Annotated in this window: 23 protein-coding genes and 1 pseudogene; 12 read left to right on the top strand and 12 right to left on the bottom strand. The window is 57.1% G+C overall.

The features are described 5' to 3' along the window. Window positions 1-296: 296 nt before the first annotated feature. The 3 genes from NW805_RS05160 (at window position 297) to NW805_RS05170 (ending at window position 2187) form a co-directional block, all read left to right on the top strand. Window positions 297-1070: an RNA-guided endonuclease InsQ/TnpB family protein gene (locus NW805_RS05160; protein ID WP_414421863.1), complete on the top strand. Its 774-nt coding sequence runs from the start codon at window positions 297-299 to the stop codon at window positions 1068-1070. A 101-nt stretch (window positions 1071-1171) separates the two neighbouring features. Continuing rightward, a complete protein-coding gene (locus NW805_RS05165; protein WP_414421905.1) occupies window positions 1172-1525 on the top strand; it encodes an RNA-guided endonuclease InsQ/TnpB family protein in 354 nt (117 codons plus the stop codon). Window positions 1526-1680: 155 nt separating this feature from the next. Then, window positions 1681-2187 carry a heavy metal-responsive transcriptional regulator gene (locus NW805_RS05170; protein ID WP_414421864.1) on the top strand — a complete coding sequence of 169 codons (507 nt, stop codon included), beginning with the start codon at window positions 1681-1683 and terminating at the stop codon, window positions 2185-2187. Here NW805_RS05170 and glmS read toward each other — a convergent pair. The 8 genes from glmS to rplI form a co-directional block, all read right to left on the bottom strand. After that, entirely contained in the window at window positions 2148-3995 is a 1848-nt protein-coding gene (gene glmS / locus NW805_RS05175; protein ID WP_414421865.1) for a glutamine--fructose-6-phosphate transaminase (isomerizing), read from the bottom strand. The genes NW805_RS05170 and glmS overlap by 40 nt on opposite strands. A 176-nt stretch (window positions 3996-4171) precedes the next feature. Further along, complete coding sequence (locus tag NW805_RS05180) at window positions 4172-5395, bottom strand: MlaD family protein (protein ID WP_414421866.1); 1224 nt, start codon at window positions 5393-5395, stop codon at window positions 4172-4174. Next, window positions 5395-6201 carry an ABC transporter ATP-binding protein gene (locus NW805_RS05185; RefSeq protein ID WP_414355855.1) on the bottom strand — a complete coding sequence of 269 codons (807 nt, stop codon included), beginning with the start codon at window positions 6199-6201 and terminating at the stop codon, window positions 5395-5397. The genes NW805_RS05180 and NW805_RS05185 overlap by 1 nt, the downstream gene beginning before the upstream one ends. A 204-nt stretch (window positions 6202-6405) precedes the next feature. Further along, window positions 6406-7335 carry a TerC family protein gene (locus NW805_RS05190; RefSeq protein ID WP_414421867.1) on the bottom strand — a complete coding sequence of 310 codons (930 nt, stop codon included), beginning with the start codon at window positions 7333-7335 and terminating at the stop codon, window positions 6406-6408. 218 nt (window positions 7336-7553) lie between these two features. Then, window positions 7554-8387, bottom strand: a complete 834-nt coding sequence (gene larB / locus NW805_RS05195; RefSeq protein WP_414421868.1) for a nickel pincer cofactor biosynthesis protein LarB — start codon at window positions 8385-8387, stop codon at window positions 7554-7556. 46 nt (window positions 8388-8433) lie between these two features. Further along, window positions 8434-9330, bottom strand: coding sequence for a universal stress protein (locus NW805_RS05200; RefSeq protein ID WP_414421869.1), 897 nt, complete (start codon window positions 9328-9330; stop codon window positions 8434-8436). Between the two features lie 131 nt (window positions 9331-9461). Then, window positions 9462-11237 carry a replicative DNA helicase gene (gene dnaB, locus NW805_RS05205; RefSeq protein WP_414421906.1) on the bottom strand — a complete coding sequence of 592 codons (1776 nt, stop codon included), beginning with the start codon at window positions 11235-11237 and terminating at the stop codon, window positions 9462-9464. 178 nt (window positions 11238-11415) lie between these two features. Then, entirely contained in the window at window positions 11416-11880 is a 465-nt protein-coding gene (gene rplI / locus NW805_RS05210) for a 50S ribosomal protein L9 (protein WP_414329820.1), read from the bottom strand. Window positions 11881-12503: 623 nt separating this feature from the next. Here rplI and pstS point away from each other — a divergent pair. The 8 genes and pseudogenes from pstS to NW805_RS05250 all read left to right on the top strand — a co-directional run. After that, window positions 12504-13580 (top strand): phosphate ABC transporter substrate-binding protein PstS, encoded by a 1077-nt coding sequence (gene pstS / locus NW805_RS05215; RefSeq protein ID WP_414421870.1) that lies wholly within the window; start codon window positions 12504-12506, stop codon window positions 13578-13580. A gap of 86 nt (window positions 13581-13666) precedes the next feature. Further along, window positions 13667-14635, top strand: a complete 969-nt coding sequence (gene pstC / locus NW805_RS05220) for a phosphate ABC transporter permease subunit PstC (RefSeq protein ID WP_414421871.1) — start codon at window positions 13667-13669, stop codon at window positions 14633-14635. 6 nt (window positions 14636-14641) lie between these two features. After that, the gene (gene pstA / locus NW805_RS05225; RefSeq protein WP_414421872.1) at window positions 14642-15532 is read left to right on the top strand and encodes a phosphate ABC transporter permease PstA; all 891 of its coding nucleotides are present in this window, start codon (window positions 14642-14644) and stop codon (window positions 15530-15532) included. 82 nt (window positions 15533-15614) lie between these two features. After that, the gene (gene pstB, locus NW805_RS05230; RefSeq protein WP_414355863.1) at window positions 15615-16442 is read left to right on the top strand and encodes a phosphate ABC transporter ATP-binding protein PstB; all 828 of its coding nucleotides are present in this window, start codon (window positions 15615-15617) and stop codon (window positions 16440-16442) included. 95 nt (window positions 16443-16537) lie between these two features. Then, window positions 16538-17365 (top strand): TlyA family RNA methyltransferase, encoded by an 828-nt coding sequence (locus NW805_RS05235; protein WP_414421873.1) that lies wholly within the window; start codon window positions 16538-16540, stop codon window positions 17363-17365. A gap of 43 nt (window positions 17366-17408) precedes the next feature. Beyond that, window positions 17409-17834, top strand: a complete 426-nt coding sequence (locus NW805_RS05240) for a hypothetical protein (protein ID WP_011432703.1) — start codon at window positions 17409-17411, stop codon at window positions 17832-17834. A gap of 354 nt (window positions 17835-18188) precedes the next feature. After that, window positions 18189-18365, top strand: a complete 177-nt coding sequence (locus tag NW805_RS05245) for a hypothetical protein (RefSeq protein ID WP_414332524.1) — start codon at window positions 18189-18191, stop codon at window positions 18363-18365. Window positions 18366-18486: 121 nt separating this feature from the next. Next, window positions 18487-18579 (top strand): annotated as a pseudogene (locus NW805_RS05250) (hypothetical protein); the annotation flags it as partial. Window positions 18580-18597: 18 nt separating this feature from the next. Here NW805_RS05250 and NW805_RS05255 read toward each other — a convergent pair. From NW805_RS05255 to NW805_RS05270, 4 genes are all read right to left on the bottom strand, one after another. After that, on the bottom strand, window positions 18598-19791 hold the full coding sequence (locus NW805_RS05255; RefSeq protein WP_414421907.1) for an RNA-guided endonuclease InsQ/TnpB family protein: 1194 nt from the start codon (window positions 19789-19791) through the stop codon (window positions 18598-18600). 207 nt (window positions 19792-19998) lie between these two features. Beyond that, window positions 19999-21189 carry a sulfate adenylyltransferase gene (sat, locus tag NW805_RS05260; RefSeq protein ID WP_414421874.1) on the bottom strand — a complete coding sequence of 397 codons (1191 nt, stop codon included), beginning with the start codon at window positions 21187-21189 and terminating at the stop codon, window positions 19999-20001. Window positions 21190-21355: 166 nt separating this feature from the next. Beyond that, window positions 21356-21724 carry a hypothetical protein gene (locus tag NW805_RS05265; protein ID WP_414329683.1) on the bottom strand — a complete coding sequence of 123 codons (369 nt, stop codon included), beginning with the start codon at window positions 21722-21724 and terminating at the stop codon, window positions 21356-21358. A 140-nt stretch (window positions 21725-21864) separates the two neighbouring features. Further along, window positions 21865-22647, bottom strand: coding sequence for a ParA family protein (locus tag NW805_RS05270; RefSeq protein ID WP_414421875.1), 783 nt, complete (start codon window positions 22645-22647; stop codon window positions 21865-21867). 131 nt (window positions 22648-22778) lie between these two features. On the opposite strand from NW805_RS05270, the gene NW805_RS05275 reads away from it, so the two are divergent. Further along, a complete protein-coding gene (locus NW805_RS05275) occupies window positions 22779-24065 on the top strand; it encodes a glucose-1-phosphate adenylyltransferase (RefSeq protein WP_414421876.1) in 1287 nt (428 codons plus the stop codon). Window positions 24066-24095: the final 30 nt, after the last annotated feature.

Raw genomic sequence — 24095 nt, forward strand, 5'->3', positions numbered from 1 at the left:
TTGACGTTCTCCTCACCCTTGAGGCCGGGGGATTTTTCACGGTTTGTTTTTTGTAGCGTTTCCCCTGCTCATCGCTCCTGTTGGCGATGCGTAGCGTTAGCTAGACCGCCGGGAAGCCCTGCCCTCTGTTAGTGACTAGTGGCTAGTCACTATCCACTCACCACTATCCAGGGTGAAGGTCGGGATGAGAGGCGGGGACACTTTGGTTTTCAATGGACTGGCCTAAAACCGAGACGGTAACCCCACCGCATGAAGCAATAAGGTAGGATTCATTCCAGTAGATTACCCTTGCCTCAATGAGAACTGCTTACCAGTACCGTTTGCGACCTACGCCCAGCCAGATTGCTTTGATGAGCGAGTGGCTAGACTTGTTACGGAAGCAGTACAACTACCGCTTGGCAGAGCACTTTGCGTGGTGGGAACACAATAGCTGTGATATCAATGCTTGTCCCTTAATCTGTCACTTGCCTGAGCTGAAAGACAGTCCCGGTTTCTACTCCCAAAAACGGGACTTGGTGAGCACGAAAGCCCTGTTTCCGGAGTACAGAGCAGTCCATTCGCAAGTCCTGCAAAACTGCATAGAGCGAGTGCACAAAGCATTCGACCGCTGGCTGAAGGGCGACTGTAACGGCAAGCGGGCAGGGAAACCCAGATTCAAGGGAGTTGGGCGGTATCGCTCCTTCAGTTTCCCCCCGATGCAACAGGACTGCATTTGCGGGCAGTTTATCCATCTGCCCAAAATCGGTGCTGTTCGGATAATTCAGCACCGTCCTTTGCCTGAGGGCTTTGTGATTAAGACCGCTACCATCAGCCGCAAGGCAGACGGGTGGTATGTGACCTTGAGCCTGCAAGATTCGTCCGTCCCTGAGTTTACTCCTGAGCCTGCAACACTGGAGAACACGATGGGGATCGACGTGGGACTGAACTCCTTTTTGGTGACCGATGCGGGGGAGTCTGTTCCAGTTCCCCAGTACTATCGCAAGGCAGAGCTCAGGCTCAAGAGGTTGCAGCGAGCCTTGTCTCGCGAGAAGAAGGGGTCAAACCGCCTATGGCTAGTGACTAGTGGATAGTGACCAGTGGATAGTGAATAGTGACTATCCACTAACCACTATCTCAGCGCAAAGATTTTCATGACAAAACAGCGAACTGGCTGGTAAGCAAGGGCAAACATATTGGGTACGAAGCCCTGAATATCAAAGGTATTGCGAGGACGAAGCTAGCAAAATCTGCCTATGATGCTGGTTGGGGACAATTTCTGCGAATTCTGGCAGTCAAGGCTGAAAGAGCTGGGCTGAGGGCGATTGCAGTGAATCCCAACGGCAGCAGTCAAAACTGCTCTCGGTGCGGTCAAAGAGTACCGAAGGCGGTTCAAGACAGGTGGCATTCTTGTTCCCATTGTGGGCTAGAACTAGAGCGCGACCACCATGCGGCCATCAACATCAAGCACAGGGCGGTGGGGCATCCCGTTCTTTTCGCGTCAGCGGGACGTAGTCCTCAAGCGCAGGAAACGTCCTTTTCGCGCTAGCGGCGCGGAGCGCTAACCGGAGTCACTGTTCGCGTCAGCGGGACGGAGTCCTTGAAGCCCGCACTCTCTCGCTTTGGCGGCGCGGAGCGCTTTGCGTCAGCATGAGTGTGGGAGTATGTCACGCTGAAGAAATCTACAGGGATCCAGTTGGGGACATGTCGAATCCTGCTGCTGTCCGAGACTTGTCTGCTAGCCTGAAGATCGGCCAGGTGGCTCTAGCAGCCGGCTTGCCTGTACGCACGGTGCGCTACTACGAATCGATAGGCCTGCTGAAGCCAACGGTGGAACGGGCGGAGTCCAGCTATCGGCTGTTCGACCCTTCGGTTTTGGTTCGTCTGGCCTTTATCCGCCGCTGCCAGAGCCTGGGCCTGAGCTTAGAAGAAATCCGCCAAATCCTGGATGTCCACGACCGAGGGGAGCAGCCTTGTCCAGAAATTCGCCAGCATCTGCAAGGCAAGCTGCAGGAGATTGAACAGCGAATTGCCGATCTGCAAGCGCTGAAAAGCCAAATTCAAGGTCTCCTCTCCGATTGGCAGATCCCCCCTGCGGCTGCTGATGAAAAAGAGGTGATCTGCCCGATTTTGCAAAAACCAGGGGCTGGCGGTGGCAAGAGCGACAGCCGTTACTCCACTGTTACCGACTTAGCCAAGTTGCGCGGCTGATCCACATCGGCTCCGCGGCGCAAAGCCATGGCGTAGGCGAACAACTGCAGGGGGATCACGTTCAGAACCGCCGACAACAGGGGTGTCGTGCTGGGCACCTCGATGATGTGGTCGGCTTTCTCCCGCACCTGGGTGTCTTCGGGGTTGATGAGGGCGATCACCCGTCCCCCCCGCGCCCGCACCTGTTCGATGTTGGAGAGCATTTTTTCGTAGACGGGATCCCGGGTGGCAATGCACACCACCGGCACCCGCTCGTCGATGAGGGCGATAGGGCCATGCTTCATCTCCCCTGCCGGGTAGCCTTCGGCGTGGATATAGCTCACCTCTTTCATCTTCAAGGCTCCTTCCAAGGCAATCGGGGCGTTAACCCAGCGGCCCAGGTAGAGCATGTTGGCAACATGATGGTACTGCTCCGCCAGTTGGTCGTAGAGGGCGGCGTCCTTCAGCAGCAGGCTGATCTTGCCCGGCAGCTCAATCAAGGCTTGCAGGTGGGCTTGGATCTGGGCCGGGCTGAGGATCCCTTTGGCCTGGGCCAGTTGCAAGGCCAGCAAGTACCCTGCCACCAACATGCCGGTAAACACTTTGGTGGAAGCCACGGCAATCTCCGGCCCGGCATGGATGTAGAGGACTCCAGCATCCGCCAGACGGCTGGCCTGGGATCCGATGGCGTTGACAATCGCCAGAGTCGGGATCCCTTGGGTGCGGGCCTCGCTCATGGCTGCCAGCGTATCGACGGTTTCTCCCGACTGGGTTAGAGCCAGCAACAGGTGGTTGGGGCGCAACACCGGCTGGCGGTAGCGAAACTCAGAGGCATAGTCCACCTCCACGGGGGTACGGGCCAAGCTCTCGATGAAGTACTTGAGCACCCAGCAGGCGTGCCAGGCAGTACCACAGGCTACGGCGTGGATGTGCTCAATGTGGGCCAGTTGTGCTTCAGAAAGCGTTAGCCCCTCCAGTGTCACCCGGCCCTGTTCCAGATCCACCCGCCCCCGTAGCGTATCGGTGGTGGTGCGGGGCTGCTCAAAGATCTCCTTTTGCATGAAGTGCTTGTAGCCTCCCTTGGCGGCTGAGACGGGATCCCAGGCCACGGTGATGCTGGATTTGGGCAGCTCCTCGCCGGTAATGCGCAGGTAGCGCACTTGAGACTCCGTGAGAACCGCCATTTCCCCATCTTCTAAGAACACCACCTTGCGGGTATGGCGGACAATGGCAGGCAGATCGGAGGCGACGAAGTTTTCTCCTTCTCCCTCTCCCACCACCACGGCTCCGGCATTGCCCAAACGGGCTGCGATCAGCCGATCCGGCGCCTCCCGATCCAGAGCCACTACGGCGTTTCCTCCCCGCAGTTGCCCCATGACCTGGCCAAAGGCCGCCTCAAAGGAGCCCAGCTCTTCGGTGTAGAGACCCAGCAGTTGGGCGATCACTTCCGTATCGGTTTGGGAGCGAAATGGGATCCCCCGCTCCAAGAGGCGCTCCTTTAGCTCCAGGTAGTTTTCCACAATGCCGTTTTGGATCACCACAATGCGCCCGCGCTCGTCGCACTGGGGGTGAGCATTTTCTTCGGTCACGCCGCCGTGGGTGGCCCAGCGGGTATGTCCGATCCCTACCTTGGCCGTGGGCATGTTGGCCGTCAGCTTCACCAGCAGGTTGTGCAGCTTGCCGGTAGCGCGAACAATCCTCAATCCCTCTTCGGGATCCACCGTGGCGATGCCGGCAGAATCATAGCCCCGATACTCCAAGGTGCGCAGGCCCTCCAACAGGATGGGGGCAGCCCACTGAAAACCCACGTAGCCGACAATGCCACACATTCCTCACACCTCAACCTCAGTCGCATCAGCGTTGCGTAGCAATACAGGCAACACCTTATCCGCAAAGCCTACCCCAGCTTCGGGATCCCTTCAACGGCTTTGGCCGCCGTTGTTACCTCAGCGGGTCATCTCAGGGATCCCAGACTCCCGCTAGAGAGAGGGGAAAGGCAGCCAACTTATGGGGAAGTCTGCGGCTGCCATCCTTGGGATCCAGAGACAATCCCCTGGGCAAAAGAGACGGGCGCAAAATGGAACTGATAACCTTCGGCCACCGCGGGCTGGATCCCATCTTCCCCAGGGACGCTGGAGACCAAGTTGCTCAGCCCCAACACCAACTCTCGAATGCCGCGGCGAAACTGGGGATCCCCGGTCAGCTCGTCGATGTCGGCGGTAATTTTTTGCATATTCTGAAAGGTGATGCGGGCGGAATCGAGGGTTTGGCGCAGAGTAGCTAAAGTGCCCGGATCGTTGAGGCTGGCGGCAATCTGCTGCAGATCTTCGGTAGCTTGGGCCACGTTCTCCGCAGCCGCTCGCACCTCGGCCAGGATCTGGCGCACATCGGCCTGGAGTTGTGGATCGGTAACCAGCGGGCGCACCGCGCTCGACATGGCCTGTAGATCGGCGCTCACCTGCTGAATGTTCTCCAGGACGGCGTTAAGGGAAGTGCGGTTTTGATCCACCAGGGCGGTGAATTGATCGGCAGCCGCTTGAAAACTGCGGGCAGTTCCCCTCACAGCCCCAGCCGCGTCTTGGATGGCTGTGGCAGCGGTCGTGAATTGCGACAAGTCCAGATCTTCGGTGCGCAGGGCAGCTACTCGCTCTTCTACGGTTTCTGAAAGACTGGCTACGCTATTGGCGACGCGGGTGATCCCCTCCAGAGTGGTGTTAAGGGTATCGAAGAGCTCGTCCTCGTTGACCCGTGTGAGCAATCGATCCAGCCTAATCAATAGCTGGCCAAAATCCACTCCAGGGGTTCCCTCCACCACATCTCCATTGCAGATGATTTGACTGCTGTCGCAATCCGCTGCCAGAGGGGATCCCGTTGCCGCCTGACCCCTCCCCTGGGGCAGGATGTCCATCACCGTTTCCCCCACCAACCCCGTCTGTTTGGTAAGAAACAGGGAATCGCGGGGGATGACTAGGGGCTGATCAATGGTCACCTGTACTTCTACTTGGCTGGGTTGAGGCACAATCCGCTCCACTCGACCTATGGTTACCCCCCGCAGCCGCACGCTGGATCCCTCTGTCAGGCCGACCACGTTGGTATAGGTGACGGTAAATTGAAAGCCGCGACTGCCAAAGCGCAGGTTGTAGATCCACAAAAACAGGCCGGCAAAGCCCAGCGCCCCCGCCAGGATCAACAGGCCCACTGCCCCTTCTCGCACTGCTCGCGAACGCATCACACCTGCCCCGCCACTTGAATTGGCCCTTCTACGCTACCGCTGAAAAACTGCCGCACAAAGGGGTTATCGCACGTTTCAATCTGCTGCACGGATCCCTCCCACTGCACCCGCCCCTGGGCCAACAACACAATGCGGTCGGTGGCGCGGTAAATGGTGCTGTGTTGGTGGGTCACCACAATGTAGCTCTCACAGGCTTTTTTCACCTGCTGCAGCTCCCGGATGAGATCTTCAATTACCGTGGAGGCAATGGGATCCAAGCCCGCAGTGGGCTCGTCGTACAGCAGCAATTGGGGCTCATCCTGGGGCAGAGAAGGATCCTCCATAATGGCGCGGGCGAAGCTGGCCCGTTTGCGCATCCCCCCCGAGAGTTCTTCTGGCAGGTTGTGCTCTTTGCCCGCCAGTCCCACCGCCTCCAGCTTGGCGGCCACCAATTCCTGAATACGGGAGCGGGGCAACTGCGAGTGCTCGTAGAGCAAAAACCCCACGTTTTCTTCCACCGTCAGGGAGTCGAAGAGGGCGGCCTGCTGAAACACCATCCCTACTCGCAAAGGGGGAGTTGCATGATGGGCTTGAATCTCCGGGAGCGGGATCCCGCACCAGAGCACTTCTCCGGCGTCTGGCTCCGTTAGGCCGGCAATGATGCGTAGCAGCGTCGACTTCCCGGTGCCCGAAGGCCCCACCAGACCCAGGGCCTCACCCCGGTACACCTTCAGATCCACGTGGTCAAGCACCACCGTCGAGCCGAAGCGCTTGGAAACTTGGCGCAGCTCCACCAAGGGGGCAGTGCTCTGCACTGCTGGCATGCTCAGAACCTCCGCCCTCGCCAAAGGCTGGAGCCTATTTTCCGCGGCCTTCTGCTCCTTTGGGCTGTCTATGCTGCTTCTGAAGCACTTGACCAATGATTTCAAGCAAAACTGGGGGCTCAGGATGCTTCCCTCCTTGAGTCGGCTTCACTGCTAGTTTAGGAGTCGGCAGGGGCCAAGGCAATGAAGCAGCCCACAGCCCTATCAAGGCAGATCAGGGATCCCTGGCGATAGGCCCAAGCCGTACCTCTCCTCTCCATTCTCTCTGCTCTGCAGCTCAGGGGCGAGGTCTTCCTCAAGGGCAGCCACCCAACCGGAGGGGACGATCTCCATCTCGTCTGTAACCCCTGCTCTTTTCTCTTCCCTCTTCTCTCCGTCAGCCAGCTCCGGCTGTTCATCCTGCTCCGAATTGAGTTTCACGCGCCGCGAGAAACCCCAGACAAATAGGGGGATCACAGCCACCACCATCCCCCACTCCGGGATCTCGATTTGGGGGAAAAACACCTCCAACAACATGGTGCTCCCCACCAGGGCAATGATGGCAAAAGCGGCATCTTCCAGGTGAGAGAACTCATCCAACCAACGCAAAAACAGAGAAGCCATGTAGCGCATCAGGGTAATGCCGAGAATGCCGCCGAGGATGATTACCCAAGCCTTGCGGGAGACACCCACCGAAGCAGCGATGCTGTCGAAAGAAAACACCAGATCCGTCAGTTCCACCATCACCAGGGTCTGCCAAAAATTGGCGTGGCGGGTGATGTCCTGTTCTTGGCCTTCTTCCTCGCCCCGAAAGTGCTGCCAGGCTAGCCAGAGCAGATAACAGGCCCCCAAGAATTGGGCGGGCGGATACTCCACCAACCAAACCGCTGCAAAGACAATGGCGATGCGAAAGCCGTAAGCGCCAATGATGCCCCAGCGCAAGGCCCGATTCTGTTGCTGAGGGGTAGGCAGGTGCTTCACCAGAGCCGCCAGGGCAACGGCGTTGTCCGCAGAGAGGGCGGCCTCCAAAAACACCAAAGCCACTACCAAGAAAATATCTGCCCAGGTGAAGGACTGAGTCATCCCTTGTGCCAGGGTCAAGGTCGCCCCCATCGCCTCTATGGCATTTTTGACAAGTGTGGCATCAATTAGCATATTCGCGCGTTTTGTCCGCCCCAGTCAGTCCAACACAGCAGTTAACCAGCGTAGGAACCCTCCCCATCTTCGGATAAAGGTACCCCAGAAAAAGGCATGAACCCAGTTAGGTGACCAGAGGCAACACCCTCAAACTCCCGAAGGATGGGAAAGAGAAAGCCCAAGCCTAAACTATGGCCTGAGTATAGCCTGTTTGGCTCAGGATCCATTTACAGTTCTTAACCTTCCGAAATCTGTCGATTCCCTGTTGGATCTCCAGTGGGGCCGCATGAACTCAATCGAGCTGCCAGCCGTTGTCCACAGCGCAGGATCTGGCCTGCTAGAATGGCCGCCCCGAAACCGTTATCGATGTTCAGCACTCCCACCCCCGCCGCGCAGGAGTTGAGCATAGTGAGCAGGGCAGCCAAGCCCTGGAAGCTGGCCCCGTAGCCAATGCTGGTGGGCACAGCGATCACCGGACAATCCGCCAGACCCGCCACCAAGCTGGCCAAGGCCCCCTCCATGCCCGCCACCACGATCAGCACGTCCGCTTGCAGGGCCGCCCAGTTGTGCAGCAGCCGATGGAGCCCGGCCACCCCCACATCCCAGAGGCGCTTCACCTGAAACCCAGAAAGCTCCAGCGTGAGGGCGGCTTCTTCTGCCACCGGTAAGTCGGCAGTGCCGGCGGAGATCACGCTGACCTGTCCAGGATGGCTGACCACCTGCTGGGACGGGATCCAACACAAGCGGGCCAACTCGGAATACTGGGCCTGGGGCAAGCGGCTGCGGATCTCGGCATACACCTGGGCTTCGATGCGGGTGGCCAAGGCCAGGGATCCCCGCTGGTGGAGTTGCTCCAGGATCTGGGCGATCTGATCTGGGGTTTTGCCCGGCCCCCACACGGCTTCGGGAAAGCCCGTGCGCAAGGGACGGTGGTGATCCACATGGGCGAAATCTCCCACCGGCTCGAAGGGCAGAAAGCGATAGGCCTGCAGAGCTTGCTCTGGGGTGAGCTTCCCTTGGGCCACCGCCCGAAACAGATCCTGCAGCGCTGTCGTAGAGGGGGGGGTCATGGAGGATGAGTTAATCTGCAACACTCGGCTTGGATCTTGCCTGGATCTACTGGGCCAAAGACCCGCGCGGGAAAAACAACACCGGATGCCAACTTTGCCGCAAAATCTCGCCGGTTAGGCTGCGAACCGACCACTCCCAGAAGCTGCCCACGTGGGAGGAGGCAGTGGCGATGGCCGTCATGTCTTCATCGGCAGCAGTAGCTAGGATCTCTTTGAGAGGGGATCCCACCCGCACCAGGGTGCGCAACTGTACGGGTTTCACCTGCTCGCTCAGCGGTTCAATTACCTGCGCCAGGTCGGCTTCGGCTTTGCGTTGGAGCACCTCCACCGGAGTTCCTTGGTTGCGGCGGGCGCTGGGATCCACCACGTAGAGCAGGGTAAGCGTCTGGCACTGGGAAGTACCGGGCAGCAGGTGGCCGAGATGGTTCAGCAACTGCTGACGCGGCTGCTCAAAGTCAAAGGGCACCAAGAGGCAGCGAAACAGGTGGCGGCTGCGCAAGCGCAATTCTTCCAGGGTAAAGGTAGCCAGCAGCTGGGGGCGCATCACCAGTAGGGGGATTTTCAGCTTCGGCAACAGCGCCATGGTGGTGCTGCCGAACAATTTTTCGGCGAGCAGGTTGTGGGTACCCATGCCTGTAATCAGCAGATCGGAGCCATAGGTTTGGATGCCTTTTAGGATTAGATCGGCTGGCCTGCCCACCTGCACCAGAGCCTTGACTTCCAACCCCGCCGGGATCGGGTTCAGCAGCTTCTGCAACTGGGCCTGCTCTGCCTGGATTTCGGGGGTAATGTCTTCGGGAATGCCGATGTCGTCATCCTGCCAATCCAGACTGCGCACGAAGGTGACGCGCTCGATGCCATTGCTGTGCAGATCTTCTAGACACTTGCCAAAACGCTGCAGGCCATCTCGGCAGTCGGTGGCAATTAACACGTTTTTAAACATATCGTTTTGAGCATTAGGAGAGAGGGTAGCCGGCTCAAGAGCAACGCTTTGGCCCGCAGCGATCCTAAGCTAACACCTTGCGGGGTTGTTCCCAAGGCAGCAGCTCCGGATCCCTCTTCGGCATCGGTTGCTCAGCGGTTGGGATCCGCCAGGTTGCGAAACTGGGTGTACTGACTTTCAAACAGCAGGCGCACGGTACCGGTGGGGCCGTTGCGATGTTTGGCGATGATGACCTCGGCAATGCCGCGATCGCTGGTGTTGGGATCGTAGTATTCCGGGCGATAGATCATCATCACCAGATCGGCATCCTGCTCGATGCTGTTGTGAACCAGCAGACCGTTGGCCACGAAGTTGTGGTGGCGGGGCATTTCGATGTCGTAAACCGGCTGAGGCTCCCCCGGCTCGCTGATGAACACCACCGGATCCCAGATCAGCCCCTCCTGCACCACCACCGCCACCTCTTCTTCCAATTGCAGCTCATCCAGGGTTTTCCAGCCCTGTTGGGTGAAAAAGGGGTGATTGCCGGTGGCTTGAATGGAGAAATTGAGACGGGTCTTCAGAACACAGGTAGGCTGCCGACCACTGCAAAACACCTTCACAGGCTGTTGGGGCACCAAGCGCCCGCGCCCGTTCAAGCTGAGCAGACGGGGCAGTTCCGCCGCAGCCGGCAGGGTCGCCAGTTGATCCAGCCGCCAGATCTTGCCGCGATCCGCATCCATCACCTGCGTATCCCCGGCCAGACAGCCCGATTCCCGCAGATCCGCCAGCTGTGGACGTTTGTCGGAGCGAGACTCAACAGCCCGACTGAGTTGAGAAAGCACCAGCACCGGCACCATCAGCTCTTTGGCCATGGCCTTGAGACCACGGGTAATGCGCGACAGCTCCTGCACCCGGTTGTCAGCAGCGGATCCCTGCATCAGTTGTAGGTAGTCGATCAACACCATCCCCAACGTTCCCCCCTGTTCCGCCTGCAAACGCCGCGCTTTGGAGCGAATTTCTGTAACAGTACAGTCAGGGGTATCGTCGATGAACAGGGGCAGTTGCGACAAAAAACCAATGGCTTGGCCCAGGCGCTGCCACTCGTGTTCGCTGATGCGCCCAGAGCGCAGACGGCTGCTGTCGATGCGGGCTTCGCTGGCCAAAAGCCGCTGCACCAGTTGCTCCCTCGACATTTCCAGGCTAAAGATAGCGACCGGCTGCTTGGCATAGGCAGCCACATTTTGGGCAATGTTGAGGGCCAGGCTGGTTTTCCCCATCGAAGGCCGACCGGCCAGGATCAACAAGTCGGATCGCTGCAAGCCCTGAGTCAGGTTATCCAGGTCGATGAATTTGGTCGGGATCCCCGGAAGCTGTGCCCCGCTTTGGAACTTCTCTTCCAAATCCGAGAAGATATTGACCAAAACCTCAGAGGCCGGGATGAGGCTACGCTGCACCCGCTCTTGGGTGAGTCGAAACACCTCCTGCTCGGCTTGATCCATCACCTGAGACAGGGGCTGGCTGGTATCGTAGGCCAAACGAGCCAAGGTATTGCTCACCTGGATCAACTGGCGGCGCATGTATTTATCCATCACCAGGCGGGCATACTGGTCGATGTTGACGCTGCTGACGGTTTGCTCTAGCAGGCGACGAATCGCCCCCGTTCCCCCCACCCGCTCCAGAAGGTGATGATCTGCCAACCAGGCAGACACAGTCATCAAGTCGGTGGGTTGGCCTTGGCTGTGCAGTTGGAGGGCAGCCCGGTAAATCTCTTGGTGGGCAGAGATGTAAAACATCTCTGGACGCAGAAACTCCGCGACCCGCACCAACGCATCCGGATCGAGGAGAATGCCCCCCAGGATCTCCTCCTCAGCTTCTATGTTCTGGGGAGGAAGCCGATCCCCACCCGTTAAGTCGTAATCGTTGATCAACACAAGCCAGGACAGGAAAATCAACCCAGCCCCAGGGTAACTGGCCTCTCAGCCAGTCAGCTCCAATCGTCAGGCGGGTCAAGCTCTAGGCTGAGCATACCCGCTTGTTGCCTAAGGCAAAAACCCTACTCACCCCGGGATCCCTCACGGGAACTCAGGGATCCTCGAAGGTGAGTCCTCATTCGGGAGTAACCTGAATGCGCAGCGTAGCGGTAACTTCGGGGTGTAACTTTACCTGCACGGGATAAACCCCGGTTTTCTTGATCTCCTCGTTGAGGAGAATGTTGCGGCGGTCGATATCTAGACCGCTGGTAGCCAGCACCACCTCAGCAATATCGCTGGTGGTCACCTGCCCAAATAGGAGGTCGTGTTCTCCCACTTTCTTACGGATGACGAAGCGACCAATGGTCTCCAGAGCGGTCTTGTAGTTTTCCGCCCGTTGTTTTTCTGCCAGTTTACGAGCCGCTTCCTGCTCCAGACGCATCTGCTGCTCTTTCAATATGCCAGGGGTAACCCGCACCGCCATCTGCCGCGGGAAGAGGTAGTTGCGAGCATAGCCGGGCTTGACGTTGACAATCTCTCCGGGCTTGCCCAGCCCTGGGATCGCCTGGCGCAGCACAACCTGCATGTTACGTTTCGACATTGGGAAGACACTTCTTTTCTCGACAGCCCTCCATTCTAGAGGCTCAGCAGGTTCATCGTCAGCCCAGAGTGCCATAGCCACCAGCCCGTCGGCATAGGGGATCCCTTCTCAGAGCTTATTCCCGATTGGCAGGTCTCTAGAGTCCTCTTCCAGCTCTGAACCTTGGCGGGAAGATGAAGAAGCCACCTTTCCAAACTCAAAAGGCGGAAGCTCTCTGTTTTGGGAGATACCCAATCCAGGATAGGGAGTGGCTGACACCAAAGGGGATCCCTTGAGGGGTTTGCAACATTTGGCGGATATCCCCAGAGATAACCTGGGCTTAACCTCGTTTTAACCAAAAACAACTGGCCTTTACGTTATAGTAGCTGCGCGGACTGGCGAAGTCTTCAATGGAGCGTTCCGTGGGAAACCTCGCGTGCTCGGAGGGAGCCTTGGGGCGCTGCGATCGGTTGAAGGCTTGTTGAGGATCGCAGGCCTAGCTTGAGAGTTGCCTCTAAGCTTCCAGGCGACATTGGTTCACCTGGTTCAACGAGTTTTGATTGGGCTGGGTGAAGTTCTGAAGTAGAATAGCCTTTTTTAGAGCTGGACTGAGATTTTGTCTTCATCTGGGAGAGGAGATCTGTATGGTGACGTTGCACCCCTTGGAGCGTCGTTCTTTCCTGAAGTTTCTATCTGCCACTGTTGCCGGCTTTGCGGCCAGTCAGACGAATTGGCAGCGGGTGTTTGCTCAGCAGACCATCACCATCAATGGCGCTGGGGCGACCTTCCCGGCCCCCATCTATCAAACTTGGGCCCAAGAGTTTGGCAAGAAAAACCCTAACATCCAGGTCAACTATCAGTCTGTAGGAAGCGGTGCGGGTCGTCGGCAGTTTGTAGCCCGCACGGTCGATTTCGGTGCCACTGACAGCGTGCCCCGTCCTGAAGAGATCAACCAAATTGAGAATGAGGCTAACCCTCCCAAAGGGATGGTTTCTGTACCCATGGTGGGCGGAGCGGTAGTTGCAGCGTACAACATTCCTGGGGTGGGCCCCGAAATCCGCCTTTCCCGCCTGGCACTGGTGAATATCTTCCTGGGCAAGATCAAGAACTGGAACGATCCCCTGCTGGCTGGCCTTAACCCAGGGGTGACTTTCCCAGATTTGCCGATTACCGTCGTGCATCGCTCTGATGGAAGTGGTACCACCGATATCTTCACCACTCACCTCAACGCTATTAGCCCAGAGTGGAAGCAAAAGGTGGGTCGCGGCTCTTCGGTAAACTGGCCAACCGGCGTAGGGGCGCGTGGGAACGAAGGGGTTTCCGAGCAGATCAAGCAAATTTCTGGCTCGATTGGCTACGTGGAATTCGGCTTTGCCAAGCTCAACAACTTGAACATTGCCCGTCTGGAAAACCGGGCAGGCAAGTTTGTAACTCCCAACGTCGAGACGGAGAAAGCGGCGCTGGCCAGAATTCAGCTCGACGAGCGTTTGCTGGGGGTCGATCCGGATCCTAGTGGGGAAGACTCTTACCCTATTGCGGGCTACACCTGGATCCTTGCCTACAAGGTTTACCCCAAAGCCGAGACTTCCAAGGCCGTTAAAGAGTTTCTCCGCTACGGCCTCACTGAGGGGCAGGCTTTCGCTGAGCAGTTGGGATATGTCCCTCTGCCGGAAGAAACGCGGCAAAAAGCTCTGGCTGCGCTAGAAAATATCACTCCGTAAGAACTTTTACTAAGTAGAACCAGGAACAAGAATCCCCGTTCTTTAGGACGGGGGGCGTGTCAACAACTATCCCTAGCTCCAGGCGGATGAGCTCCCTTTCTTCTGACAGCAACCTTCTGTTTCAGCCTCGACCGGTTTTCCAGCGCCGGCGCGACCAGGTTTTTATCTGGGCTACGCGGATTGCCGTGTTTTTCTCGGCCTTCCTGCTGCTCTGGATTGCTCTGGAGATCGGCATTCAGTCTTTGCCAGCTATCAACAAGTTTGGACTGAGTTTCTTCTGGAGCACCACCTGGGATCCGGTCGAGGACGTCTATGGGGCCTGGCCACAGATCTATGGCACGCTGGTAACTTCTCTCATCGCTCTGATTGTGGGGGTTCCTTTTAGCTTTGGCATCTCTATTTTTCTGAGCGAGGATTTTCTTCCGAAGTCTCTGCGTTTGGCTCTGATCATTGTGGTTGAGCTGCTGGCAGCTATTCCCAGTGTGGTGTTTGGTATTTGGGGATTGTTTGTCTTCATCCCCTTCTTCCGCCCCGTTCAGATGTTCCTGTACGAGAACTTCAATTGGCTTCCCATTTTCAGCACACCACCGATTGGGCCGGGGATGCTGACGGCAGGGGTTGTCTTGGGGATCATGATTATCCCCATCATTACAGCCATCGCCAGGGAGGTTTTGGTGGCTGTTCCTCCTGAGCTGCGCGCGGCTGCCTATGCGATGGGGGCTACGCGATGGGAAGCCATTTTTGGAGTGGTACTACCGGCTGCGATTGGGGGTATGTTGGGGGCTGTGGTGCTGGGTTTGGGACGCGCCCTGGGCGAGACCATGGCGGTGGCAATGCTGATTGGCAATGCGCGGGGGATTAGAGTCTCGCTTTTGGCCCCTGCCAGCAACATCCCTGCATTGCTGGCCAACGAGTTTGCAGAAGCATCCGACGAGCAGATCTCGGCTCTGATGTATGTGGCTTTGATCTTGCTGGTCATTACGCTGGTGGTCAACATCATCGCTGAGCTGATGGTTCGTCGGGTCAAGTTTGCTTTGACGGCTTCTCGGGAGTAGAGGAACATGGCGACACAAGTGGCAGCACAGGCCAATTTGTTCAAACGCAAAGTCAGATCCAAGCGCGTCGTGCTGGACTGGGTGATGACAGGCCTGACCTTTGCTTCCAGCATTTTTGCGATTGTTGTGCTCGCTTCCATCCTTTACTACGTTTTCGTCAACGGCATTGAGCGGTTCAGTTGGCAGACCTTAACCCAGCTTCCTCCTCCTCCTGGAGATCAGGTGGGTGGCTTCGGCAACGCGGTGCTGGGGACGATCATCGTGGTATCGATTGCCATCTTGATCTCCTTCCCAATTGGCTTGTTTGCTGCGATTTACCTTTCGGAGTTTGGACAGAACAGCTCAACAGCCTCGGCTTTGCGCTTCGTCATCAAGGTTCTGACCGGGGTTCCCTCCATCATTGCCGGGGTGTTTGCCTATGGGGTGCTTGTGCTCTCCACTAAGACCTTTTCTGCCCTGGCGGGTGGGGTAGCTCTATCGGTGCTGACTTTGCCCATCATCATCCTTTCTTGCGAAGAGGCTCTGCGCTTGGTGCCGGCGGATACTCGGGCTGCTGCCTATGCTCTGGGCGCTTCCCGGGTGCAGACTGTGTTTCGAGTTGTCTTGCCGGCTGCCTTGCCGGTGATCCTAACGGGGGTGACTTTGGCCATTGCCCGAGCAGCAGGGGAAACAGCGCCTCTAATCTTCACCGCTCTGTTCAGTTTCCTATGGCCCGATGGTTTGCTGAAGCCAGTAGCTTCGCTGGCGGTGCTGATCTACAACTTTGCCATTGTTCCCTTCGAGAACCAGCAGAAAATTGCTTGGGGAGGAGCCTTGGCTTTGGTGATTCTGGTTTTGATCACCACGACCAGTTTCCGGCTGCTGCTGAGTCGTCGTCAGGAAACCATTACTATCTGATCTGGTTCTTCTGAGATTTTTGCCTCACTACTCTTCGATTTTGAGTTTGGGTTCTGAAGCAACGTCTACCTCTGGTATTCCTATGCGCCCTCCATTTCCCGGCACGCCTGACTCCTCTGAGAAATCCGCCAACCTAACTGTTGAGCTGGAAACGCAAGCAGTCAGTGTTTACTACGGCTCTCATTTGGCGGTGAAGCAGGTTTCTCTGAAGATTCCCAAGAATCACATCACTGCTTTTATTGGCCCTTCCGGCTGCGGCAAGAGTACTTTGCTGCGCTGCTTTAACCGCATGAACGATCTGATCCCGGGGGCGAGAGTAGAGGGATCCGTCATTTTTCACGGGAAAAACATCTACGATCCCGATGTAGATCCTGCTGAAGTGCGGCGGCGAGTTGGCCTGGTGTTCCAAAAGCCCAACCCTTTCCCCAAATCAATCTACGACAACATTGCCTTTGGGCCACGGGTCAACGGCTACCAAGGAGACTTGGATGAGCTGGTAGAGCGCACATTGCGTCAGGCCGTCCTCTGGGATGAGGTGAAAGACAAGCTGAAGATGAGTGGGCTCTCCCTTTCGGGGGGACAGCAGCAGCGTCTTTGCATTGCCCGCACCTTGGCCATCCAGCCGGAGGTTATCCTGATGGATGAGCCTTGTGCCTCGTTGGATCCAATCTCCACGTTGCGCATTGAGGAGTTGCTCAAGGAACTGGGCCGTCGCTACACGATCATTATCGTTACCCACAACATGCAGCAGGCAGCGCGGGTCTCCGACTTTACCGCCTTCTTCAACACTGAAGTCGACGAAGAGGGGGTTCGCTACGGACGGATGGTGGAGTTTAACCGCACTGAGAAAATCTTTAACTCTCCCGCCCATCGGGAAACGGAAGAGTACGTGAGCGGACGGTTCGGCTAATCTGCTGTTGGCGATCCCTCAATTCTGGTCAGTTGGGATCCCGCTCGCCTATTCTAATGGGCGGGAAGATCTATGCAAGGTGAGGCACCGGCGAGATGGCCAAGCGGGTGCGTCTGGATAGCTGGTTGGTGGAGCGCGGATATTTTTCCTCACGCCAGCAAGCGCAACGCTCCATTTTGGCAGGAGAAGTCTTTCTAAACGGGGTGCGGGCGGAAAAGCCTGGAACCTGGGTGAGCGGGGATCCAGCGGTGCAAGTTCAGTCTGGGCCTGCTTTTGTCTCACGAGGGGGAGAAAAGCTACAGGGGGCGCTGCAAACTTTTCCTGTTCAGGTGCAGGGTCGTATTTGTTTGGATGCGGGCATTTCCACAGGAGGTTTTACAGACTGCTTGTTGAAACGGGGAGCCCAGCGGGTCTACGGAGTGGATGTGGGCTATGGGCAACTGGCCTGGTCTTTGCGAACGGATGCGCGGGTGATCCTAAAGGAGCGGGCCAACTTGCGCCATCTGCAGCCGGAGGATCTGTACGGAAGCGAGGCACCTCCCCAGAGCTGGCCGGATTTGGCGGTGGTAGACCTGTCTTTTATTTCCCTGACTAAGGTGCTAGCTCCGCTGTGGAACCTGTTGCGTTTCCCACGGGAGGCGCTGTTGCTGGTGAAGCCCCAGTTTGAGGCGGGCCGAGACCAGGTGGGTAAAAAGGGGGTGGTACGGGATCCGGCTATCCATGCCCGCGTGCTGGAGACGGTGATGCGCTCGGCCGTGGCCCAGGGCTGGCAGGTGCAAGGCTACACGTGGTCGCCCATCACTGGCCCTGCTGGCAATATCGAGTATTGGCTCTGGCTGGCCGAAGGAGAAGGGATCCCTCTCCCCAGCGGCAGTGCGCTACAACAGATGAGCGAGCAGGCAAGAGCGACCCTACATGGGTAGCTTGTCGATTTTGTCAATAGGTTGATGTGCTGGGTTGGGGGAGATGAGCCAAAAAATTGAAGAATTGTTTCAGGAAGGGATTCGGCGCTATGAATCCGGGGAAGCAGCCAAGACGTTAATTCCCTCTTTTGAGTCAATCTGTAAGGGATCCCCAAAGGCGGCGGCGGCTTGGACGTGCTTGTCCTGGCTCTACCTTCTGGAGGGGCAGGCGGAAAAAGCTCTGAAGGCCGCCCAGACTGCTGTGAAGTTGGATCCGGTGGATGCCCAGCCCCGTGTGAATCTGACCCTAGCCATGCTGGAGCTGAAAAAAACCGGGGTACGCCAGCAGGTGGAGGCCATTAAGCAAATCTTGGCACGGGATCCCGAGCAGATTGAGGGTGTCAAATCCAACCTGCAAGAGGGAGGGAACCGCCGTCCTGCTTGGCCCCACTTGAGCAAGATTTACAACTGGCTCTTTGAAGAAGATTAAGTGACCCTATTCCTTGTTTTGCAACAAGACTTTAGGAAAATCTAGAGCTTTTTATTTTAATCTACAACTCTTAGCGATGTTCTCATGGAGTTGGTGCTAAACTTCTTGTACCCAATAGCAATATGGGATCCATTTATCGATAGGGGTTAGCTCTCGTCGCTTCTCTTCCCCGGCCTCAGTTGATTGATGAGATTGAACTCCGGGCTGGCGCGAGATGCTTAGCTCGGCGGTGGCTGCACTTCATTATATTGCAGTGGTGTTGCACTGCCGCCGCTTCCATAGCCACTGAATCGAGTCCCGTTTTCCAACCTCACTTTTTTGACCCCTTTGACTGCAGATGGGAGGAACTTTAAGATGAACCGTCAGACCGTTTGGGTTAAGAGCGATACCCGAAACCACCAAGGCTATTTCATTCCCCAGTGTGAGTATACTTTGGTCGAGGCCGACCAAAACGGCTGGGCGCTGATCTGTGCGGACAATGCCCGCTGCTATTATGTGGATCCCGAACAACTCTGGTTTGAGGCGGGATGAGAACTGTTGCTGCCTATTCAGGGCTGCTTGACTTCGAGGGAGTTCTGTAGAAACGCGGGCTCCCCATCATACATTCTCCCCATGCCGTTGGGCAGGGTTTTTTTCATGGGATGAGGATTGGCCCGTCATGCCTGTACACAGAACGGGCTTTAGGCTGGTACCTTGGGGCTTCTTCGACCGCAACCCGACAATCAATCTAGCGGAGCCGGCGTAAACTACCCGGCTCCGACCGCTAAGCGGTACGGAGCGGGCTTTCAGTAGCCCTGAGCCTGCTCTGCTCTACCAGAGAACAAAACAAGCCCGGACCTCTAGGCTGGTTTACGGCAGCCCCCAAGAGCGCAATCACATTCGCACCATTCAAATCCGCATCCCCTTCCCATCCACAGTGCCCACACTTGAACGACTTGCCACTGCGGTAGGATTGCGCAGGGTCGGGATGGATGTGCAAACACCGGTGGCAGGTCTGCGACGTGTAGGCAGGCGGAACAAGAATCAGAGCAACCCCCGCACGCAGAGCCTTGTATTCCAGAAATTGACGTAGTTGGTAGAACGCCCAACTGTTGGTCCTACGCCGCTCGGCTTTGCTGCGTGGCTGTTGATTGACCCTTTCCCGGATCCCTGTCAGGTCTTCCAGGGCGATAGCGCTGTTGGTAGCTTTTGCCCTAGAGACAATAGCTTTGGAGATGCGATGATTGACCCACGTTTGAAAGCGTCTCTCCTTGCCAGACAGCCGTTGCAGCAGTTGACGGCATCTGCGCCGCGAACTGCGTGTGCCCTTACTGGCTTTGCGTTGGAGTGCCGCCCTCAACCGGGAGTAGTGGTCTCGGACTCTGTTCAACTGCTGTCCATTCCAGTTCTTCCCCTCTGAGGTATGAGCGATATCTATCCTTCCCAAATCCACCCCGATCACCTTGTCGGTATCTTGTTGCTTGGGTGGTTTTTTCTCTACGCAAATCTGGATGTAGTAGGAGCCATCTTTGCGCTTGACCAGGGTGGCCGATTTGGGGTTAGAGCCAGCCAGCATTCCCCTCTGGTAGTTACCAATGGCTAGCTCAAAGCGTTCTCTCCCTTCCACCGTGGTCAGCGACACCGTCCAGTCTTTCTCGCGGAATGAAAAGATACGTGCGTCGTAGGTAACGAACCTACGCTTGAACTCTTTAACCGGACGGTTGCGCTGTCTCGCCACTTTGCGAGCGCCTGCCACCCGTCTGCACACCTGTTGAGCCAAGTTACTGGACAAGCCGAACCGGGCTCGAATCTCGTAGTAGCAAAGGGATTGCAGTTTGACCGCGTTGACGATCTTCTCCGGCGTGTTCTGGTTGACCCAGTTCAAGGCTTGGCCAAAAGCCTCCATCGTCGCGTCCAATTTGGCGGCTTGCGACTGGGACGCCTTGAGCTTACAGGAGACGGTCAGGACTTGGCTCATAAGTTCATTGTACTTCATCAAAGCGCATTCCTCCCGGCACTGACCCTACGGGTACAGTGCGGGGCTCCTGCGATTTCTAGCTGATACTCGACTGGAATCTGGTTCAAGTTCAACTTTCAATACAACTTTTTTCAATACAACTTTCAATACAGAGGGTCTGGTCTGTCCCAGGCCCTTTTTGACTGCCACTTAGGGAGATTCCCAGGGTTAACCCCGCTCTCGCATGGCTTCGGCCAGCAGGCGGGCCACTTCCGGTCGAGAGAACTCCGGCGGGGGCACTTCACCGCGTTGCAGCATTTCCCGCACCTTAGTACCCGATAGGTGAATGCGCTGGTGGGGTTGGCTGGGGCTGGTCTTGGCCGTGGCCATGGTGCCGGTGACGGTGCAATAGAAAGCATGTTCAAACTTCAAGGGAATGATGCCCAGCTCCCCCGGCTGGAACTCATCAAAAATGTGTTGGGCATCGTAGGTGCCGTAGTAGTTCCCCACCCCGGCGTGATCCCGTCCCACAATGAAATGGGTACAGCCGTAGTTTTTGCGAATGAGGGCATGGAAAATGGCCTCGCGGGGGCCGGCGTAGCGCATCGACGCAGGGTTGATGGCCAAGATCACCCGCTCCTTGGGGTAGTACTTTTCGATCAACACCTCGTAGCAGCGCATACGCACATCGGCGGGAATGTCGTCGCTTTTGGTAGCCCCCACCAGCGGGTGCAAAAATAGCCCGTCCACAATCTCCAAGGCACATTTTTGGATGTATTCATGGGCGCGGTGGATGGGGTTGCGGGTTTGGAAGCCTACAATGGTTCTCCAGCCTCTTTCCCGAAACAGTTGCCGCGATTGGGCCGGGTCAATCTGGTAGGCCGGAAAAAGAGGGTGGGGATCCCGCTGCAGGAGGGTGACGGGGCCGGCCAAATAGACGGATCCCTGCTCGTAGAGCACCTTTACCCCTGGATGTTGCTCATCGGTGGTGCGATAAACTTGCCGGGCTTCGCGGGTTTTGTCGTAGGTAAATTTCTCCGTCAGCTCCAGTAGGCCCAGGATCTTGCCCTCGGCGCTGGCCAAGGTAATCATTTGCCCCTCTTTCAGACCCGCTGCCACTTCTGAGGAGACCGGCAGGGTGACCGGCAGCGACCAAGCCAAGCCATTGGCCAGGTGCATCGTTTCCAGAACGGCCTGGTAATCTTCCCGCCCCATAAACCCCGTTAGCGGGCTGAAGCCCCCAATGGCGATCATCTCCAGATCCGATTGGGCCCGCTCGTCGAGATAGAGGATGGGGCAATGTTCGGCTTTGGAACGCAGCTCCTGCGCCTGCTCAGGCGGGGCAATGCGGTTGATCAGGGTGCCCCCGTGGGGCGGAATGGCATCACCAGCAGGGAGAGTCGATTGAGATTGGCTCATGAGAAGGGCAGCGAGAACGACGGTTGTCCAAATCCAATATCCAGCTATCGAATCCCGGATCTCCAGGAAGCAGGGAAAAAAGCACAGGTCGGGCTGAAAACAGGAGGGAGCAGAACAGGTGGAGACCCCATCCAAATCACGCCCTTAGGGATCCCCTCCATCCCAGTCAATCCAGCAGATAGGGAGGCATGCTTTCATCGGTGGCTGATACATTGTCGAAGATGGGCCGATTCATGATCTTCTTTTGCGCGTGCAGAGGCGAGGATTGGGGTTTGGGCTGAATGATGGGGGCTTGCTCTTTGGGTTTCCGTAACTCCTGGATGGTTTTGGCCCGCTCGTCCGCAACCGCTTGCAACTGCGCCAGCGCCTTTTGCAATTCGTCCCGATGGGCAGTAACCTGCTGCAATTGAGCTTGCAGGGTAGAGACTTTGTTTTGGTAGTCTTGCAAGAGTTGTTGAGCTTCGGCCAGTTGGCTTTTGAGGGCTGCAATTTCCGGCAATTCTGGGGTTGGTTCTGGGGGAGACTGAGAAGACATCGTTGTCGGCTCCTCGCCTGTGGGAGTAGACTCTGCGGAGGTGGGCTCTGAACTGGTTTTAGCACTGGCCTTGCGCCGAATTCCGCCAGAGCGGCGGGAAGTTTCCCCCGACGAAGGAAAGAGGCTGCGGTCAGATCCGGTCACAAGAGCACCTCGCGTTCAACAAACTGCAGCAGCCGCTGACACACCGCCGATCCAGGCCGATAGTCCATCACCGTCAAGCCGTAGTCAAAGGCGATGCGCAAATCGCTGCTATCTGGAATGGTAACGGGTGAAAGCACATCCGCAAAAATCTGTTGCGCTTGCACGTACAATTGCCCGGTGTGGGATCCCGACCAAATGCCCCCCGGCAGATAGCGGTCATCCAGCATTGTCAAAATGGCGCGGGCTTGGCTTAGCTGGCCTTTCAGGGCCTCAATGTAGCGCAAGGTTACTTCCGTGCAGGAGAAATCGGCGCGGTTGAGCCGCGTCGGGATCAACACCCGCTGGGCCACCCGCAGGGCATTGGCGGTGAGGGCATTCAGTTCTCCCGGCGTATCGAGAAAGATGAAGTCGTAGTCCTGCAGCAGGGGATCCAGTTGGCGCTGCAACAGATTCTGCCCCATCTCTCCAGCAGCAGCCAGTTGGGCCGCCACTTCCGCCATGGTGCTGTGGGAGGGCGCCACATCTACCCCCTTGTCGGTGCAGTAGATCACCTCTTCCAGAGGACGTTGGTGTTGCGGGTGTAAGCTGGCCCAAACCGTTTCCGGTGCCGGCAAGGATCCGGCCTCTTCCAAGTAGAGACTGCTGGCAGTGGCCTGGGATGTGAGATCGATGAGCAGAACTCGGTATCCCCGTTGGGCCGTCAACTGAGCCGCGTGGACGCAGAGGGTGGACTTGCCAGTGCCCCCTTTGTTGTTGGTAAAGGCCAGGATACGCGCCATCAGCTCTCCCTGCATTCTGTCTTGCCAACTTGTTCCCCTTCCCGAGCAGCTTGGCCAGATTGGACAGGACAGTCGTTGAGGTGGCCCCGCAGCAGTCTATGCTATTGGGTGTAGCCTGGTGGAGGACAACCATGCGCGATGTACTGGCGATCATCTTGGGAGGTGGGCGTGGCACCCGACTTTATCCCCTGACCAAGCGCCGCGCCAAACCCGCTGTGCCCCTGGCCGGCAAATACCGCCTCATCGACATCCCGGTCAGCAACTGCATCAACTCCGACATCGAAAAAATCTACGTCCTCACCCAGTTCAACTCGGCCTCTCTAAACCGCCACATCGTCAACACCTACCGCTTGTCTCCCTTTACAGGCGGCTTTGTGGACGTTTTGGCGGCCCAACAAACCCCTGATAATCCCGATTGGTTCCAAGGCACCGCCGATGCTGTCCGCCAATACCTCTGGCTGATGGACTCCTGGAAGCCGCGGGACTTCCTCATCCTATCTGGGGATCACCTCTACCGCATGGACTACCGCCCCTTCATCCAGCATCACCGGCAGGTTGGGGCCGATGTGACGCTGGCGGTGCTCCCCTGTGAAGAAAAAGTGGCCTCGGGTTTTGGCTTGCTCAAGCTTGGCGAGAACGGTTGCATCGTCGATTTCAAGGAAAAGCCAACAGGAGATCTGCTGAAAGCCTGTCAGGTGGACACCCAAGCCCTCGGCCTCAGCCCGGAAGAAGCCAAAGCCAAGCCCTACATCGCCTCCATGGGCATCTATGTATTCAAGCGAGAAGCTCTGATCGAGATGCTCAAAGTCAAGGAGCACACCGACTTTGGCAAAGAGGTGCTGCCGGCAGCCATCGGCAAGTACCATCTGCAAGCCTACCTCTTCAAGGGTTACTGGGAAGACATCGGCACCATCGAGGCTTTTTACCGGGCCAACCTGGCACTGGTGCAGCAGCCCAACCCGCCCTTCAGCTTCTTCGACAGCGAAATGCCCATCTACACCCGCCCGCGCTTTTTGCCCCCCAACAAAATCCTCGACTCCCAGATTGTCAACTCCATGATCGCCGATGGTTGCATCATCAAAAACGCCCAAATTCGCAACTCCATCATCGGCATTCGCAGCCGCTTGGAGGCCAACACCATTGTGGAAAACACCCTGGTAATGGGAGCCGATTACTACGAGTCGGTAGAAGAGCGACAGGCCAGACTGGAGGAAGGGATCCCACCGGTGGGCATCGGGGCCAACTCCCACATTGTCAACGCCATCGTGGATAAGAATGCCCGCATTGGGCGCAATGTCCGCATCCTCAACAAGGATCACGTCACCGAAGCGCAGCGGGAAGAGGAAGGGATCTGGATCAGCAACGGCATCGTCACCATCATCAAAGACTCGGTGATCCCGGACAACACCATCATTTGAGGGGGAAACAGGCCGGCCCTGGCCGAGAAG

The organism is Synechococcus sp. W60.1 (assembly GCF_047461575.1).
Taxonomy (GTDB): domain Bacteria; phylum Cyanobacteriota; class Cyanobacteriia; order Thermostichales; family Thermostichaceae; genus Thermostichus.